Annotated in this window: 13 protein-coding genes; 8 read left to right on the plus strand and 5 right to left on the minus strand. The window is 72.5% G+C overall.

The features are described 5' to 3' along the window. Positions 1-20: 20 nt before the first annotated feature. A complete protein-coding gene (locus CG740_RS22600; protein ID WP_100577052.1) occupies positions 21-209 on the minus strand; it encodes a DUF5703 family protein in 189 nt (62 codons plus the stop codon). 47 nt (positions 210-256) lie between these two features. On the opposite strand from CG740_RS22600, the gene CG740_RS22605 reads away from it, so the two are divergent. After that, on the plus strand, positions 257-925 hold the full coding sequence (locus CG740_RS22605) for a hypothetical protein (protein ID WP_100577053.1): 669 nt from the start codon (positions 257-259) through the stop codon (positions 923-925). A gap of 71 nt (positions 926-996) precedes the next feature. Here the strand turns inward: CG740_RS22605 and CG740_RS22610 are convergent, their stop codons facing one another. Together CG740_RS22610 and CG740_RS22615 are read right to left on the minus strand one after the other, a co-directional pair. Beyond that, positions 997-3,408, minus strand: coding sequence for a helix-hairpin-helix domain-containing protein (locus tag CG740_RS22610; protein WP_100577054.1), 2,412 nt, complete (start codon positions 3,406-3,408; stop codon positions 997-999). Then, complete coding sequence (locus CG740_RS22615) at positions 3,405-4,388, minus strand: aldo/keto reductase (protein WP_100577055.1); 984 nt, start codon at positions 4,386-4,388, stop codon at positions 3,405-3,407. The genes CG740_RS22610 and CG740_RS22615 overlap by 4 nt, the downstream gene beginning before the upstream one ends. Before the next feature lie 169 nt (positions 4,389-4,557). On the opposite strand from CG740_RS22615, the gene CG740_RS22620 reads away from it, so the two are divergent. Together CG740_RS22620 and CG740_RS22625 are read left to right on the plus strand one after the other, a co-directional pair. Continuing rightward, a complete protein-coding gene (locus tag CG740_RS22620; protein WP_100577056.1) occupies positions 4,558-5,613 on the plus strand; it encodes an LLM class F420-dependent oxidoreductase in 1,056 nt (351 codons plus the stop codon). A gap of 225 nt (positions 5,614-5,838) precedes the next feature. After that, entirely contained in the window at positions 5,839-6,627 is a 789-nt protein-coding gene (locus CG740_RS22625; RefSeq protein ID WP_100577057.1) for a hypothetical protein, read from the plus strand. Positions 6,628-6,657: 30 nt separating this feature from the next. Here CG740_RS22625 and corA read toward each other — a convergent pair whose 3' ends face one another. Next, positions 6,658-7,656 carry a magnesium/cobalt transporter CorA gene (gene corA / locus CG740_RS22630; RefSeq protein WP_100577058.1) on the minus strand — a complete coding sequence of 333 codons (999 nt, stop codon included), beginning with the start codon at positions 7,654-7,656 and terminating at the stop codon, positions 6,658-6,660. Between the two features lie 59 nt (positions 7,657-7,715). Here corA and CG740_RS22635 point away from each other — a divergent pair, with 59 nt between their 5' ends. The 5 genes from CG740_RS22635 (at position 7,716) to CG740_RS22655 (ending at position 14,721) form a co-directional block, all read left to right on the plus strand. Beyond that, on the plus strand, positions 7,716-8,402 hold the full coding sequence (locus CG740_RS22635) for a histidine phosphatase family protein (RefSeq protein ID WP_100577059.1): 687 nt from the start codon (positions 7,716-7,718) through the stop codon (positions 8,400-8,402). A 68-nt stretch (positions 8,403-8,470) separates the two neighbouring features. Then, on the plus strand, positions 8,471-9,061 hold the full coding sequence (locus tag CG740_RS22640) for a DUF3090 domain-containing protein (RefSeq protein WP_100577060.1): 591 nt from the start codon (positions 8,471-8,473) through the stop codon (positions 9,059-9,061). Continuing rightward, on the plus strand, positions 9,025-9,846 hold the full coding sequence (locus CG740_RS22645; protein WP_100577061.1) for an SCO1664 family protein: 822 nt from the start codon (positions 9,025-9,027) through the stop codon (positions 9,844-9,846). The genes CG740_RS22640 and CG740_RS22645 overlap by 37 nt, the downstream gene beginning before the upstream one ends. A 444-nt stretch (positions 9,847-10,290) precedes the next feature. Then, positions 10,291-11,520, plus strand: a complete 1,230-nt coding sequence (gene mshC, locus CG740_RS22650; RefSeq protein ID WP_100577062.1) for a cysteine--1-D-myo-inosityl 2-amino-2-deoxy-alpha-D-glucopyranoside ligase — start codon at positions 10,291-10,293, stop codon at positions 11,518-11,520. A gap of 147 nt (positions 11,521-11,667) precedes the next feature. Beyond that, positions 11,668-14,721 carry an NPCBM/NEW2 domain-containing protein gene (locus CG740_RS22655; RefSeq protein WP_100577063.1) on the plus strand — a complete coding sequence of 1,018 codons (3,054 nt, stop codon included), beginning with the start codon at positions 11,668-11,670 and terminating at the stop codon, positions 14,719-14,721. Positions 14,722-14,833: 112 nt separating this feature from the next. Here CG740_RS22655 and CG740_RS22660 read toward each other — a convergent pair whose 3' ends face one another. Next, positions 14,834-16,240 carry an NADP-dependent succinic semialdehyde dehydrogenase gene (locus CG740_RS22660; protein ID WP_100577064.1) on the minus strand — a complete coding sequence of 469 codons (1,407 nt, stop codon included), beginning with the start codon at positions 16,238-16,240 and terminating at the stop codon, positions 14,834-14,836. Positions 16,241-16,310: the final 70 nt, after the last annotated feature.

Raw genomic sequence — 16,310 nt, forward strand, 5'->3', positions numbered from 1 at the left:
GCTCCGTCATACGCCCACGTTCACCACGTGGCTCGCACCTGGCGGATGATCCGCCTGCGCAGCCGCACTCGGCGGCTGCCGTCCCGGTGCAGACTCAGTCGGTCCAACTCCCAGTGTCCGTACTCGGCATGGTCGGTCAGCAGCCGTGTCGCCTCCTTGCGGGACACCCCGCGGGGGACGTACACGTCGACAAATTCGTATTCCACCATCGCATCTATTGTGCGGGCACCGGCCCGGTACGGATAGCGTCTGCACTATGTCTGATGCTGCGCAGCCCACCGCTGCCGAGGTACGTGCCGCCGCCGAGGCGGTCAAAGCCGCGCTGGACCGTCACCTCGATGCGGTGGAACGCCGCACGGGGGACGACGATCCCGATGTGTACGAGGCCTTCAACGCGCTCGCGGCGGCCGCCGAGGCGTACGACGAGCGGCTCTACGACCGCTACGACGAGGTGACCCCCTTCGAGATCCCCGGCGCCGACGACTCGCTGCCGCCCTACGCGGGCCCCGAGGAACCCAACGCCCTGAGCGTCCTCATCCGCCGCGACTACGCGGTGGCCGAGCCCCAGCGGCTGCTCGCCCAGGCCCAGCGGATCACCGACCTCGACCCCGAGTCGGACGAGGGCGAGCGCACGGCCCCGGTCGTCGGCAGCAGTGTGCACGCCGCGCTCGGGGTGCTCTTCGGCGAGTACGAACCCGATGAAATCGCCTCCCGGCACAAGGAGTTCGGCCTGGAGGAGGGCGACTCCACGCTGTGGGTGTCGGCCGCCGAGGAACTGCCCGAACCCGGCGAGTGGCTGAGCACCCCCTTCGACCACGCGGACCCGCAGTACGTGGTGTGCCGCTTCGATGTGAGCGCGGTCTTCGACGAGGAGGAGCTGGAGGACGACCTCGACGAGGAGGACGGCCCCCACGCCGCCCCCTGACCCGGCCAGGTACGGCAGCGGCCGCGCACCCCGCGACCCCGGGGTGCGCGGCCGCTGCCGTGTGCGCCGTCCTACTGTTCCGCGGGCTTCACCAGGCCGTGCAGCAGCGGCGTGAGGCGCGTCGTGCGCGGGGCCGGAAGGATCTCCGCCACGGCGCGTGGCAGCGCCTGGTCGACGCCGTGGACAACGGAGAGATGCCGCTCGGCGCGGCCGAACGCGGTGTACACCCAGGCCCGGTTGAGCCCCTGCGCCGCGTCTCCCGGCAGCACCGCGACCACCGCGGGCCAGCGCATCCCGATCGCCTGGTGCGCGGTGAGCGCCCAGCCGTGCCGCAGCGCGGACTCGACCCGCTCCTTCGGCACGAGCACGGGCGTGCCCGCACAGTCGAGCCGCAGGCCCTCCGCGTCCGCCTCCACGACGGTGCCGACGACCGTACGCCCCAGATCCTTGGCGTACGCCGCCCGGTCACCGGGGTCGAAGCCGCCGAAGCGGCCGGGGCCGGGGTTGAGGCGCTGCTTCAGGGCCGCGTTCAGGGCGCGGGTGCCCGCGGAGCCGCCGTGGCCGACCGTGATGACCTGGGCCTGCTCCACCGGGATGCCGAAGGCCCGGGGGATGGAGTCGGCCAGGAGCTGCACGGAGCGGTGGACCGCCTCGCCCGCGTCCCGCACCGGCACGATCACGACTTCCTTGCCGGGCGCCTCGACCTGGTTCAGCTCGCCGATGCCGATGCCCGAGACCAGCTCGCCGACCGGCCCGGGGTCGGGCAGCCGCGACGCCACGACGGGGCAGACGCGGGCGGCCAGCACGTCCTGGAAGACCTGGCCCGCGCCCGCCGGGCCGAGCACCCCCGGGTCACCGCTCAGGACCAGACGGCAGCCGTCGGCCAGTGACTCCACCAGGATCGCCGCGGTCTCCACGTCGACCTGGCCCGCGTCCTGCACCACCAGGACATCGAGCGCCAGTGTGCCGTCCGCGTCCCGGCCGGGGCCCTCGCCGGACAGCAGGCCGGCGAGCGTGAACGCGGCCAGCGGACCGGTCAGTTCGGCCAGGCGGCGCTGTCCGTCCAGGGTGTGCGCCGCGCCCGCGGCGCGCAGTCCGGCCGCGGCGGCCGCGGTCACCACCGCCGCCGACTCGGCCCGCGCGGCTTCGCCGCCGGTGTGCGCCACCAAGCCGCTGCCCGCGACCGCGCGGGCCAGCTCACTGCCCTCCGGCCACACCGAACCGTCGTTCCCCACCGGGGAGTTGAGCAGCCGGGCGAGCCCATCGGCCAGGCTCTCCTCGGCCAGCGCGTACCGGTCGAGCCCCAGCAGTACCTCGACCGGCTCGGCGGGCTCCGCCGCCTCCTCGGCCCCGTCGATGTCCGCGGCGTCCGCCGTGTTCTCGGCGCTCCCGGTGTTCTCGGCGTTCTCGGTGGAATCCGGCTCCTCGGCCAGACCGTCCTGGAACACCAGCACCACGCCCTCGGCGATGGCCTGTTGGACCGCCTCGTCGGGATCGGGCACGGACCGCCCGGCCAGGGCCTTGCGCACGTCGTCGGCGGCCAGCGCCGTGTGTCCGCGTACCGCCGCCTGTTCCAGGATCCAGCCGACCAGGGCGGCCGCCCTGCGCTCGTCGTCCGGGCGGCACTCGGCGCCGAGCAGCGCCCGCGCGAAGCCGTCGGCCTGCTCGGGGCGCACCCCGGGCACGGCCAGGAGCTGCCAGGGATCCGCGTCGAGCCGCTCGGCCGCCTGCTCGCCGAGGGCGCCGGTGACCTGTGCGGCCAGCGCCTCGGGGGCACCGCCCCTGCGCAGCACGCCCCGGACGGCGTCGAGGGCCTCGGCCGAAGTGGCGGGCGCCTGCGCGGGTTCGTGCGCGCGGGGCCGTGCCGGAGCCGTCTCCTGGGCGGGCCCGGAGACGGGCTTGCGCGGGGCGGGCGGCGGGCCCGCGAAGAACGCCGCGCCCGACTTCTCGCCGCTCTCCACCGCCCGTACCGCCGCGAGGAGGTCGGCCGCCGTTCCGCTCAGCTTGGTGCCGGCCGGGATCGGCGCCTCCTTCTCGGCCTTGCGCGCCGCGATCCTGGCCCGCAACTCCCGCTGGGCCGCGAGCTCGGCCGCGGCCTCGGAGACCTGCGCAGCCTCGGTCGCCTCGGCGTCGGTGGTGTCGGGCTGAGCCTCGTGCTCGGCCTCTGCGGCACCGGCCTCAGAACCGTCGGCCTCAGAACCGCCGACCTCATCGGGCCCGGCCGCCTCGCCGGCAACCGGATCAGCGGGCCCGGCTTCCTCGCCCGCGGCCGCATCAGTCGTTCCGGCTTCCTCGCCCGCGGCCGCATCGGCAGGTTCGCCGTCCTCGGCCGCGGCCCGCGCCCCTCCCTCGCCGCCGGGCCCGGCACCCTCGGGGGACCCGGGCTCCTCGGCGGGCGCCTGAGCGGTCTCGGGCGCCACCTCCGCCTCGGCGGATTCGTCGGCCGTGGATCCAGGGGCCGAGCCCTGGGGAAGCGCAGTCACAGCGTGCTCCAGTCCTGATCGGGATAGCGGTGCACGGGCGCCGACACATCGTCGAGCGCCTGGCAGATCTCGTCAGGAAGACTAAGGGCCTCCACTGACAATGCCGCCGCGAGCTGCTGCGCGTTGCGCGCGCCGACGATCGGCGCCACCACTCCCGGCCGGTCCCTCACCCAGGCCAGCGCCACCTGAAGGGGTGTCGCGGCGAGTCCGTCGGCCGCTATGGAGACCGCGTCGACGATCCGGCTCGCCGCGTCGTCCAGATAGGGCGCGACGAACGCCGAGAGGCCGTCGGACGCGCCCCGCGAGTCCGACGGCGTCCCGTGCCGGTACTTGCCGGTCAGTACGCCCCGGCCCAGCGGCGAGGACGGGAGGAGCCCGAGGCCCAGGTCCAGGGCGGCGGGCAGGACTTCGCGCTCCACCCCGCGCTGGAGCAGCGAGTACTCCATCTGGGTGCTGGCGAGCCGGGTGCGCACACCGGGCGCGGCGAGTTGCCAGGTCGCGGCCTTGGCGAGCTGCCAGCCGCTGAAGTTGGAGATGCCCGCATAGCGCGCCCGGCCGCTGCTGACCGCGATGTCGAGGGCCTGGAGCGTCTCCTCCAACGGCGTTCCGCAGTCGAAGGCGTGCACCTGCCACAGGTCCACGTAGTCGGTGCGGAGGCGTTCGAGCGAGGCGTCCAGCGCGTTCAGGAGGTGGCCGCGCGAGCCGTCGAAGCGGCGGTCGGGGTCGGGCACGCTGCCCGCCTTGGTCGCCACGACCAGGTCCCTGCGCGGCACGAGCCGCTCCATCAACTGGCCGAGCAGATACTCCGCGTCCCCGCCGCCGTACACGTCCGCCGTGTCGATCAGGGTGCCGCCCGCGTCCCAGAACGCCTTCAGGAGATCGGCGGCGTCCTGCTCGCCGACGTCCCGGCCCCATGTCAGGGTGCCGAGCCCGATCCGGGATACACGCAGGCCCGTGCGGCCGAGATGCCTCTGCTCCATGGGCGCGAGATTACTGGCCAAGGGCCTGCGGGGAGAGAGCCTGTGGACAACTCGACCCTGCCGCATCACGGCCACGCGCGCTAGAGTCCCCGGCACAGGAACGTTACTCATGAGTAAGACGCGGGAGTGGGCGCGTGCGTACGCGTCCCGACGAGTAAGGGGATCGGCCATGCGGCTCGGCATCAACCTCGGCTACTGGGGCGCCGGAATGGACGGCGACAACCTCGCCGTCGCCAAGGAGGCGGACAAGCTCGGCTACGACGTCTGCTGGGCGGCCGAGGCCTACGGTTCGGACGCGCCCACGGTGCTCGCCTGGGTCGCCGCGCAGACCGAGCGCATCGACGTGGGCTCGGCGATCCTCCAGATCCCGGCCCGCCAGCCCGCCATGACCGCGATGACGGCCGCCACCCTCGACTCGCTGTCCGGCGGCCGCTTCCGCCTCGGCCTCGGCGTCTCGGGGCCGCAGGTCTCCGAGGGCTGGTACGGCGTCAAGTTCGACAAGCCGCTCGCCCGCACCCGCGAGTACGTCGAGATCGTCCGCAAGGCGATGACCCGCGAGCGGCTCTCCTACGAGGGCGAGCACTGGACGCTGCCGCTGCCCGGCGGCCCCGGCAAGCCCATCAAGCTGACCGTGCACCCCGAGCGCGAGCACATCCCGCTCTACATCGCCGCGATCGGCCCGAAGAACCTGGAGCAGACCGGCGAGATCGCCGACGGCGCGCTGCTGATCTTCCCGGCCGCCGAGCACATCGAGGCCACCGCGATCTCCCACATCCGTACGGGCCGCGAGAAGGCCGGCCTCACCATGGACGGCTTCGACGTCTGTCCCACGCTGCCGATCGCGCTCGGCGCCGACGCGGACGTCTCGGCCCTGGCCGACATGTTCCGCCCGTACACCGCGCTGTACGTCGGCGGCATGGGCAGCCGCAAGCAGAACTTCTACAACCAGCTGGCGCAGCGCATGGGTTACGAGAAGGAGGCCGCCGAGATCCAGGACAAGTACCTGGCCGGCGACAAGGCGGGCGCCGGAGCCGCGGTGCCGCAGCAGCTCATCGACTCGACGACGCTGCTCGGCTCGGTGGAGCGGATCGCCGACCGGATGCAGGCGTACGCCGCGGCCGGTGTCACCACGCTGACCCTGGCCCCGGCCGGCTTCACGCTCGACGAGCGGCTCGCCTCGCTGCGCGCGGGCACCGAGGCGCTGGAGCGCGCGGGCGTGGCATAGGCCCGAGAGGGCCGAAGAGGTTCTGCGGCCGTGGTGGGGGCTCGGGGGTCTTCCCCGCCACGGCCGTCATGACGCACAACGCCCGCCCCCGCCGCCCGGTTACGGCGCCGGGGGCACCGCACATTCCTTCGTTCGGCCCAGTGGGGCCCGATCCCTGTTGCCGCGGCCGGTGCGGCGCATTTGACTCGGTTCGGCAGAGTCCTGTGCGCACCCGGAGGTACGGCGATGCTCTCGGCCAAGAGCCTGTTCCAGGAGATCCTCGACAACGACGAGTCGTACCGGCTCTTCTGCTCCATCGCCGCCAGCGGCGAGGCCCAGGGCGGCTGGGAGAACGGCCGGATCGCGGCGCTGCTGCCGGACGAGTACCGCGCCCTGGCCCCGAAGGTGGCCCGGCACGGCGCCGACGAGGACAAGCACGGGCGGATCTTCCAGGCGCTCCTGAAGAAGCGCGGCCTGCGCCCGGTCGACGTACCGCACGAGACGAACTACACGATGCTGCTCGAACGGCAGGGCATCGGGCTCGGCCATGCCCAGCTGCGGGGCGAGGAGCCGCTCACCGCGCGGGACGTCGTGGTCTACCTCGCACACAGCCGGGTCACCGAGCAGCGCGCCGCCGAACAGATGCGGCTGCTGTGCCGGCACTTCGGCGACGACCCGGACCTCGGGCGCGCGATGCGGATGATCTCCGCCGACGAGGACAACCACCTCGCCTACTGCCACGAGGAGTTGCTGCGCCTGGCCCGCGCCGGACACGGGCGCCTCATCCAGCGGGTGCTGCGCCACAGCGCGCTCGCCGAGATCCGGGTCCACCGTGATGTCAGCCTCGCCGTGACGGCCCGCATGGGAGCCATCCTCGGCTGGCCGGGCTCCAGGGCCGCCGCCCTCACCGCGGGCATCCACGCGGTGTACGCCTACGAACGGCTCGCCGGGTGGCGGCGGATGGTCGGCCTCGCCATGCCCGAGCGGCGCGACGCGCTGGGCGGCCCCGCCCTCGCCGCACCCGAATTCGCCTAGCGCACCCGGATTCGCCGAGCCACCGGCCCGCTAGAGCCAGCCGCGTCGCTTGAACAGGCGGTACAGGCCGAACTCCAGGAGCACCATCAGGACGATCAGGGCCGGATAGCTCCACGCCCAGTGGAGTTCCGGCATGTGGTCGAAGTTCATGCCGTAGACGCCGGCCAGCATCGTGGGGACCGCCGCCATCGCGGCCCACGCCGAGATCTTCCGCATGTCGTCGTTCTGGCGGACGCTGACCTGGGCCAGATGCGCCGACAGGATGTCCGAGAGCAGCCGGTCCAGGCCCTCCACGGCCTCGTTGGCCCGCATCAGGTGGTCGTCCACGTCCCGGAAGAACGGCTGGGACTTGGCGTTCACGAACGGCACGCCCGCGCTCGCCAGGCGCTGCACGGGCTGGGCCAGCGGACCGGTCGCCCGGCGGAACTCCAGCAGCTGCCGCTTGAAGGTGTAGATCCGCGACGCGGTGTCCTTGGTGTCGCGGCCGCCCGTGGTGGGCGAGAAGATCTGTGCCTCCAACTCCTCCAGGTCCGTCTGGAGCTCGGCCGCCACGTCCGTGTAGTGGTCGACGACGGCGTCGCTCACCGCGTACAGGACGGTCGTGGGCCCGTGCGCGAGCAGCTCGGGCTCCGCCTCCAGGCGCTGCCGTACCGCCTTGAGCGGTGCTCCCTCGCCGTGCCGGACGGTCACCACGAAGCAGTCGCCCACGAAGAGCATCAGCTCGCCGGTGGACACGGTGTCGCTGTCCGGCTCGTACACGACGGGCTTGAGGACCATGAAGAGCGAGTCGTCGTAGACCTCAAGCTTGGGGCGCTGATGCGCCTTCAGGGCGTCCTCCACGGCCAGTTCGTGCAGCCCGAACTCGGTGCTGACCAGGTCGAACTCCTCCTCGGTGGGCTCGTGGAGGCCCACCCACAGGAAGCTGTCCCCTTCGGCTCGGGCCCGGGCGAGGGCCTCGGAGAAATCCTGGGGCCCCTCGGTGCGGCGGCCCTCGTGGTAGATGGCGCAGTCGACGATCATCGCGTGCATTCTCCCGTGAACGGGAGCCGCCCGCACCCGAGGGGCACGGGCCGCTTAGGCTGGCGCCCATGGCCACGCTGATCCTCGTACGCCACGGACGTTCCACCGCCAACACGGCGGGGGTGCTGGCCGGCTGGACGCCGGGTGTCGCCCTCGACGAGCGCGGCAACGCCCAGGCCGCCGCCCTGCCCGCCCGGCTCGCCGGAGTGCCGCTCGCCGCCGTCGTCACCAGCCCGCTCCAGCGCTGCCGGGAGACCGTGCAGCCGCTCCTGGACGCCCGCCCCGGACTGCCGCTGCACCCGGAGGACCTGATCGGCGAGTGCCACTACGGAGACTGGTCGGGCCGCAAGCTCGCCGAGCTGTCCCCCGACCCGCTCATGGAGGTCGTGCAGCAGCATCCGTCCAACGCGGCGTTCCCCGGCGGCGAGTCGATGCGCGCGATGCAGGCCCGGGCCGTGGGGGCCGTACGGGACTGGAACGAGCGGATCGAGACCGAGCACGGTCCCGACGCGGTCTACGCCATGTGCTCGCACGGCGACATCATCAAGTCCGTCGTGGCGGACGCCCTCGGCATGCATCTCGACCTCTTTCAGCGCATCTCGGTGGAACCGTGTTCCCTGACCGTGATCCGCTACACCCGGCTGCGGCCCTACCTCGTACGCCTGGGGGACACCGGGGATCTCGCCTCGCTGATGCCGCGCGAGAAGCCGGCGGACGAACAGGCCGAGGTCGGTGGCGGTGCGGGAGCACCGTGATCGCCGGGCACAGTAGGGTGGACGCGCCGAAAACCGCCGCTCCAACTCCGAACTAGGGAGACCAGAACGTGTCCCGTCAGGTGTTCTTCTACGACCCGCCGGACCGTTTCGTGGCCGGCACGGTCGGGCTCCCCGGGCGCCGGACGTTCTTCCTCCAGGCGTCCGCGGGCAGCCGCACCACCAGCGTCGCCCTGGAGAAGACCCAGGTGGCGGCGCTCGCCGAGCGGATCGACGAGCTGCTCGACGAGGTCGTGCGCAGGACCGGAGGAAACGCTCCTGTGCCCGCCGTGGCCCCGCCGGACGTGACCGACACCGCGCCCCTCGACTCGCCGGTCGAGGAGGAGTTCCGGGTCGGCACCATGGCGCTGGCCTGGGACGGTGACGAACAGCGCATGATCATCGAGGCGCAGGCCCTGGTCGAGCTGGACGCCGAGACCGAGGACGACCTCGCCGAGGCCGAGGAGCGGATGCTCCAGGACGAGGAGAACGGCCCGCCGATGCTGCGGGTGCGACTGACCGGGGCCCAGGCCCGGGCCTTCGCCAAGCGGGCCCTCGATGTCGTGAACGCGGGCCGCCCGCCGTGCCCGCTGTGCAGCCTGCCGCTCGACCCGGAAGGACACGTATGCCCGCGCCAGAACGGATACCGCCGCGGAGCCTGACCTCCGTCGAGCTCCTGACCCGGGGCGAGCTGACCGTCCTCGGGCAGATCCGCGAGGCGTCCAACGCGGTGCTCTACTGCTCCGTCGCGTACGGGGACGAGAGCGCCGAGTGCGTCTACAAGCCCGTCGCGGGGGAGCGGCCGCTGTGGGACTTCCCCGACGGCACGCTCGCCCAGCGCGAGGTCGCGGCGTACGAGGTCTCGCAGGCGACCGGGTGGGATCTGGTACCGCCCACCGTGCTGCGGGACGGCCCCTACGGCGAGGGCATGGTCCAGCTGTGGATCGAGCCGGTGGAGGGCGACTCCGGGCTGCTCGCGCTCGTCGAGGACGAGGAGCCGGCCGAGGGCTGGAAGGCGGTCGCGCTCGCGGAGGTGGGCGAGGGGCGGACCGCGCTGCTCGTGCACGCGGACGACGCCCGGCTGCGGCGGCTCGCCGTGCTCGACGCGGTCATCAACAACGGCGACCGCAAGGGCGGGCATCTGCTGCCCGCGCCCGACGGGCGGCTGTACGGGATCGACCACGGGGTCACGTTCCACGTGGACGACAAGCTGCGGACGCTGTTGTGGGGGTGGGCGGGCGAGCCGCTCACCTCGGAGGCGGTGGGCGCTCTGAAGGGCCTGGCCGAGGCCCTTCTACCCCTGGGGGACCTGGGCGTGCGGCTGTCCTCGCTCATCACCGAGGCCGAGCTGGACGCCCTCCGCGCGCGGGTGGCCTCCCTCCTGGACTCGGGCCTCCACCCCGCCCCCTCGGGCGAATGGCCCGCGATCCCCTGGCCCCCGGTCTGACCCCGCGCCCCGTCCCGCCCCCTGGGGCTGCGCCCCAGACCCCCTGTCACGCCTGAACGGCGCTCGTCCTCAATCGCCGGACGGGCTGAAAACGCCCGATGCGGGCCAGCACCGAGGCCCTCAGGGCCGCGAGAAACGGCGCGACCAACCCCGCACGGCCCGCAGCCGAAGGCGGGTGCAGGGGCGCGAGGAACTGCGCGCCCAGCCCCGCACGGCCCGCAGGCGCAACGAGGCTTTGAGGGGCGCGGGGAACTGCGCGAGCAACCCCGCACGGTCCGCGGACGGACCACGGGGCCCGGGGGGGGGCAGGCCCGAAGGTTCGGGTGGCTTCTTTGGTCCCGGAGGGTTGCGGGAAGGGGCGGGGTGGGGGATCCAACACCCCCGATTCGGCCAAGAGCGGGATCCGGTTCGTATCCGGAACGTGCGTCCGGTTACGCTCAAGACATGCATGCCTGGCCCGCTTCTGAGGTCCCCGCCCTGCCTGGCAAGGGCCGCGACCTCCAGATCCACGACACCGCGACCGGCGGACTCGTCTCCCTCGACCCCGGTCCCGTCGCCCGTATCTACGTCTGCGGGATCACCCCGTACGACGCGACCCACATGGGTCACGCGGCGACCTACAACGCGTTCGACCTCGTTCAGCGCGTGTGGCTCGACACCAAGCGGCAGGTTCACTACGTCCAGAACGTGACGGACGTGGACGACCCCTTGCTGGAGCGAGCCATCCGCGACGGCAAGGACTGGGTGGAGCTCGCCGAGGGCGAGACCGCGCTGTTCCGCGAGGACATGACCGCCCTGCGGCTGCTCCCCCCGAAGCACTACATCGGCGCGGTCGAGGCCATACCCGGCATCGTTCCGCTGGTCGAGCGGCTCCGGGACGCGGGCGCGGCGTACGAGCTCGAAGGGGACGTCTACTTCTCCGTCGAGAGCGACCCGCACTTCGGCAACGTCTCGCACTACGACGCCGCGGCCATGAAGGCGCTGTCCGCCGAGCGCGGCGGCGACCCCGAGCGGCCCGGCAAGAAGAACCCGCTCGACCCGATGCTGTGGATGGCGGCCCGCGAGGGCGAGCCGAGCTGGGACGGCGCCTCGCTCGGGCGCGGCCGTCCCGGCTGGCACATCGAGTGCGTCGCCATCGCGCTCGACCACCTCGGCATGGGCTTCGACGTGCAGGGCGGCGGCTCCGACCTGGTCTTCCCGCACCACGAGATGGGCGCGTCCCACGCCCAGGCGCTGACCGGCGAGTACCCGTTCGCCAAGGCGTACGTGCACGCCGGCATGGTCGCCCTGGACGGCGAGAAGATGTCCAAGTCCAAGGGCAACCTCGTCTTCGTCTCGAAGCTGCGCCGCGACGGCGTCGACCCGGCCGCCATCCGCCTCGCGCTGCTCGCCCACCACTACCGGGCCGACTGGGAGTGGACCGACCAGGTGCTCCAGGACGCCGTCGAGCGTCTCGGGCGCTGGCGGGCCGCCGTGTCGCGGCCCGACGGGACCTCGGCCGACGCCCTGGTCGAGGAGGTCCGCGAGGCCCTGGCCAACGACCTGGACGCCCCCGCCGCTCTCGCCGCGGTGGACCGCTGGGCCGCGCGCCAGGACGCGGAGGGCGGCACGGACGAGGCCGCTCCCGGTCTCGTCTCGCGTACGGTCGACGCTCTGCTCGGCGTCGCCCTCTAGCCCGGAGGAACGTCGGGATCACCCCCGGGACCGCCCCAACGGGCAAGCCCCGAACCGCCCTTGGACTCCACGCGAGTCCGGGGGCGGTTTCGTTTTTCCTGGGCCCGCCCCATGGTCCCATGCTCGTTTGTGCGCTAAACACGCTCTATGCAATCACCAATACGCACGAGAGTGGCGCTCGCGGGAGCGGCCGTGCTCGGTCTGCTCGCGGTGTTCGCCGGGCCCGGCAGCGCCCAGGCCGACGCCCTGGGCGCCCCGGCGGGCGACGGCGACACCTCCGTAGGCAATGTGACCGGCTTCGAGGCGGCGGGCGGCTCCGTCTTCACGCTGCACGCCGGCGCGGCCGAGGCCCGCGTCAGCTTCGTCGCCGCCGACACCTTCCGCATCGAGCTCGCCCCCGACGGGAAGTTCACCGATCCGACCGGGACCGACATCGTCCTGCCGCAGGGCAAGCCGCCGGCCGCCCGCTGGAAGGACAGGGGCGACCGCTACGAGCTGAGCACCGACAAGGTCACCCTGCGCGCCTTCAAGTCCCCGCTGCGCTTCGCCCTCTACAAGGCGGACGGCACCCAGCTGTGGTCCGAGACCAAGCCGCTCAGCTGGACCAAGGACACCACCACCCAGACCCTGTCCCGCGGCGCCACCGAGCAGTTCTACGGCGGCGGCATGCAGAACGGCCGCGGCAACACCTCGCACCGCGACCAGACCGTCCAGGTGAGCGTCGACGACAACTGGAACGACGGCGGCCACCCCAACTCCGTGCCGTTCTACCTCTCCACCCGCGGCTACGGCGTCTTCCGCAACACGTACGCCCCCAACACGTACGTCTTCGGACAGCCCGTCACCGCGAGCGCCAAGGAACAGCGCTTCGACGCCTACTACTTCGCTGGCGACCCCAAGCAAGTCATCGGCGACTACACCCAGTTGACCGGTAAGCCGTTCCTGCCGCCGGTCTACGGGCTCGAACCCGGCGACTCCGACTGCTATCTGCACAACGCCAACCGGGGCGAGCGCCACACCCTCGACGCGCTGAAGATCGCGGACGCGTACAAGGCCAACGACATGCCCAACGGCTGGATGCTGGTCAACGACGGCTACGGCTGCGGCTACGAGAACCTGCCCGAGACCGCCAAGGGCCTGCACAGCGACTCCATGCAGATGGGCCTGTGGACCGAGGACGGGCTCGACAAGCTCGCCGACCAGGTCAAGGCGGGCCAGCGCGTCGCCAAGCTGGACGTCGCCTGGGTCGGCGACGGGTACAAGCACGCGCTCGACGGCTGCAAGGCCGCCTACCAGGGCATCGAGGCCAACAGCGACGCCCGCGGCTTTACCTGGGCGCCCGAGAGCTGGTCCGGCGCCCAGCGCTGCGGCGTCCAGTGGTCCGGCGACCAGTCGGGCAGCTGGGACTACATCCGCTGGCAGATCCCGACCTACGCGGGCGCGACCCTCTCCGGGCTCGCCTACACCAGTGGCGACATCGACGGCATCTTCGGCGGCAGCCCCAAGACGTACACCCGCGACCTCCAGTGGAAGTCGTTCCTGCCCGCCGTGATGACCATGGACGGCTGGGCCGCCAGCGACAAGCAGCCCTACCAGTACGGGGAGCCGTACACCTCCATCAACCGCGACTACCTCAAGCTCAAGGAGTCGCTGCTTCCCTACATGTACTCCTACGCCCACGAGGCGACGAAGACCGGCATCGGGCCGGTCCGGCCGCTGGCGCTGGAGTACCCCGACGACCCGAAGGCCGCCACCGACGCGGCCAAGTACGAGTTCCTGTCCGGCGAGGACTTCCTCGTCGCGCCGGTCTACCAGGACACGACCGTGCGCGACGGGATCTACCTGCCGAAGGGCACCTGGATCGACTACTGGAGCGGGCGCACCTACCAGGGGCCGACCACCGTCGACCACTACAGCGCACCGCTCGACACCCTGCCCCTGTTCGTGAAGGCCGGCGCCGCCGTCCCGATGTGGCCCGGCATCCGCTCCCACCAGGACCGCACCGCGAACTCGCCGCTGGCCTGGGACATCTACCCGCAGGGCCGCTCCTCCTTCCAGCTGTACGAGGACGACGGCGTCACCCGCGCCAACCGGACCGGCGCCTACGCCACCCAGCGTGCCGACGTCTCGGCCCCGCAGCGCGGCTCGGGCGATGTGACGGTCCAAGTGGGCGCCAGCAAGGGCGAGTTCAAGGGCAAGCAGACCGCCCGGCCGTACCAGCTGACCCTGCACACCGGCAGCGCGCCCTCGAAGGTCGAGGTCCAGGGCCGCCCGCTCGCCCGGCTCGGCTCGAAGGCCGCGTACGACAGGGCCACCACCGGGTGGTTCTACGACGCGGGAGACCGGGGCGGGGTGGTCCTGGTGAAGACCGCGACCCTGCGCACCGACCGGGCCTTCGAGGTGAAGCTCAAGGACACCAGCGCCGTCGGCGGCAGGGCGCCCGGCTCCCCGGTCACGCCGAGCGCGCCCGCCGGGCAGGAACTCGGCGCGGGCGCTCCCGGCAAGGTGGCCGTGGACGTCACCGCCGGAAGCAAGGACGCCCGGGACGTCCGGGTTTCCGTCGCGGCGCCGGCCGGGTGGACCGTGACCCCGGCCCCCGCGCTGGACCGTGTGCCGGCCGGCACCACCCGGCGGGTCGAGGTCGGCGTCACACCTGCCAAGGACGCCAAGCCCGGAGAAGTCACGCTCACCGTCAACACCGGCTCGCGGAGCGGCAGTTCACAGCAGCGGATCGCGGTGTCCGTGATGCCCGCGCCGCCGTCGGCGGACACCTGGGCCAGCGATATGGCCTGGCTGACCTCCGTCAACGGATACGGGCCGCCCGAACGCGACCGCTCCAACGGCGAGTCGGGCGCGTCCGACGGTCACACCCTCACGCTCGCGGGCACGACCTACGCCAAGGGCATCGGCGCACACGCCGACTCCGACATCGAGGTCTACACCGGCGGCCGGTGCACCGCCTTCACCGCCGACGCAGGCATCGACGACGAGATCAACGGCTACGGGGAGGTGGCCTTCTCCGTCGAGGCGGACGGCAAGGTGCTGTGGACCTCGCCCAAGGTGACCGGTGCCTCGGCGACCGTCCCGGTCGACGTCCCGCTCGCCGGGGCACGGCACGTCCATCTGAAGATCACCGACACGAACAACTCCAAGTCCGGTGACCACGGGGACTGGGCGGCGGCGAAGTTCAGCTGCGCCTAGCCGCGGGCGGGCGCCGGGCGGGGCCGTCCCCACCCGGCGCCCGCTGTGCGGGAGGTGGCCCACCGGCGGCGAACGGAGTTCGAAAGCAAGCTGATCGGGCAGTCCCCGCACTTCAGGACTCCGAGGGTTCCGCCCCGTGCCACACCGTCGTCACATTGCAGAACTCGCGGATGCCGTGGCCGGACAGCTCGCGTCCGTACCCGGAGCGCTTCACGCCGCCGAACGGCAGCGCGGGGTGCGAGGCGGTCATCCCGTTGAAGAACACGCCGCCCGCCTGGAGGTCGCGTACGCAGCGGTCGACATCGGTGCTCTCGCGGGTCCAGACGTTGGAACTCAGCCCGAACGGCGTGTCGTTGGCGACCGCGATGGCCTCGTCCAGGTCGCGCACCCGGTACAGCGTGGCCACCGGCCCGAAGGTCTCCTCGTGGTGGATCCGCATGTCGGCGGTGATGCCGGCGAGGATCGTGGGCCGGTAGAACCAGCCCCCGTCGAGGCCCTCGGGGCGGCTCCCGCCGCACAGCGCGGTCGCCCCCTTGCGTACGGCGTCCTCGACCAGCTCCTCCAGATCGGTGCGGCCCTGCTCGCTGGCGAGCGGGCCGATGTCCGTCTCGTCGTCGAGCGGGTCGCCCACCCTCAACTCCCGCATGCCGGCGGTGAATTGCTCGGCGAAGGCGTCGTAGACCCCGTCCTGGACGATGAAGCGCTTCGCGGCGATGCAGGACTGGCCGTTGTTCTGCGTCCGGGCGGTCACCGCGGTCCGCGCGGCCCGCTCCACATCGGCGGAGGCGAGCACCAGATAGGGATCGCTGCCGCCGAGTTCGAGGACCGTCTTCTTGATCTCGTCGCCGCAGATCGCCGCGACCGAGCGGCCGGCCGGTTCGCTGCCGGTCAGCGTCGCCGCCGCCACCCGCGGGTCGCGCAGCACCTTCTCGACGCCGTCCGAGCCGATGAGCAGCGTCTGGAAGCAGCCGTCGGGGAAGCCCGCCCGGCGGAACAGGTCCTCCAGATACAGCGCGGTCTGCGGCACGTTCGAGGCGTGCTTGAGCAGCGCCACGTTCCCCGCCATCAGGGCGGGCGCCGCGAACCGTACGACCTGCCAGAGCGGGAAGTTCCACGGCATCACCGCGAGGACCACGCCCAGCGGCCGGTAGTGGACCCGGGCCCGCTCGGCGCCCGAGTCGCGCACGTCGTCCTCGGCGGGCTCCTCGTCGGCCAGCAGCTCGGCCGCGTGCTCGGCGTACCAGCGCAGGGCCTTCGCGCACTTCGCCGCCTCGGCGCGGGCCGCCACGACCGGCTTGCCCATCTCCAGGGTCATGGTGCGTGCGATGTCGTCCCGGTCGGCGTCGAGCAGATCGGCCGCGCGCAGCACCAGGCGGGCACGCTGCTCGAAGGCAGTCGTGCGGTAGCCGGCGAACGCGGTCCCGGCCGTGGCGAGCCGCCGCTCGACCTCCTCGGGACCCATGGCACCGAAGCTCTTGAGCGTCTCACCGGTAGCCGGGTTCACCGTGGCGATGGGCATGACCTACGACACCTCCTGAAGGCACTGGTCCTTCGACCTTCCCGCGCGGAAGGAGGCGCCGCAAGGCGAA

Source organism: Streptomyces sp. CB01201 (assembly GCF_002803085.1).
GTDB lineage: Bacteria > Actinomycetota > Actinomycetes > Streptomycetales > Streptomycetaceae > Streptomyces > Streptomyces hundungensis.

Excerpts from the sequence above, each read along its gene's own strand:
- CG740_RS22615 (WP_100577055.1), bottom strand. The coding sequence starts at position 4,388 with ATGGAGCAGAGGCATCTCGGCCGCACGGGCCTGCGTGTATCCCGGATC.
- CG740_RS22600 (WP_100577052.1), bottom strand. The coding sequence starts at position 209 with ATGGTGGAATACGAATTTGTCGACGTGTACGTCCCCCGCGGGGTGTCC.
- mshC (WP_100577062.1), top strand. The coding sequence starts at position 10,291 with ATGCATGCCTGGCCCGCTTCTGAGGTCCCCGCCCTGCCTGGCAAGGGC.
- CG740_RS22605 (WP_100577053.1), top strand. The coding sequence starts at position 257 with ATGTCTGATGCTGCGCAGCCCACCGCTGCCGAGGTACGTGCCGCCGCC.
- CG740_RS22620 (WP_100577056.1), top strand. The coding sequence starts at position 4,558 with ATGCGGCTCGGCATCAACCTCGGCTACTGGGGCGCCGGAATGGACGGC.
- CG740_RS22635 (WP_100577059.1), top strand. The coding sequence starts at position 7,716 with ATGGCCACGCTGATCCTCGTACGCCACGGACGTTCCACCGCCAACACG.
- CG740_RS22660 (WP_100577064.1), bottom strand. The coding sequence starts at position 16,240 with ATGCCCATCGCCACGGTGAACCCGGCTACCGGTGAGACGCTCAAGAGC.
- CG740_RS22655 (WP_100577063.1), top strand. The coding sequence starts at position 11,668 with ATGCAATCACCAATACGCACGAGAGTGGCGCTCGCGGGAGCGGCCGTG.
- CG740_RS22625 (WP_100577057.1), top strand. The coding sequence starts at position 5,839 with ATGCTCTCGGCCAAGAGCCTGTTCCAGGAGATCCTCGACAACGACGAG.
- corA (WP_100577058.1), bottom strand. The coding sequence starts at position 7,656 with ATGCACGCGATGATCGTCGACTGCGCCATCTACCACGAGGGCCGCCGC.
- CG740_RS22645 (WP_100577061.1), top strand. The coding sequence starts at position 9,025 with ATGCCCGCGCCAGAACGGATACCGCCGCGGAGCCTGACCTCCGTCGAG.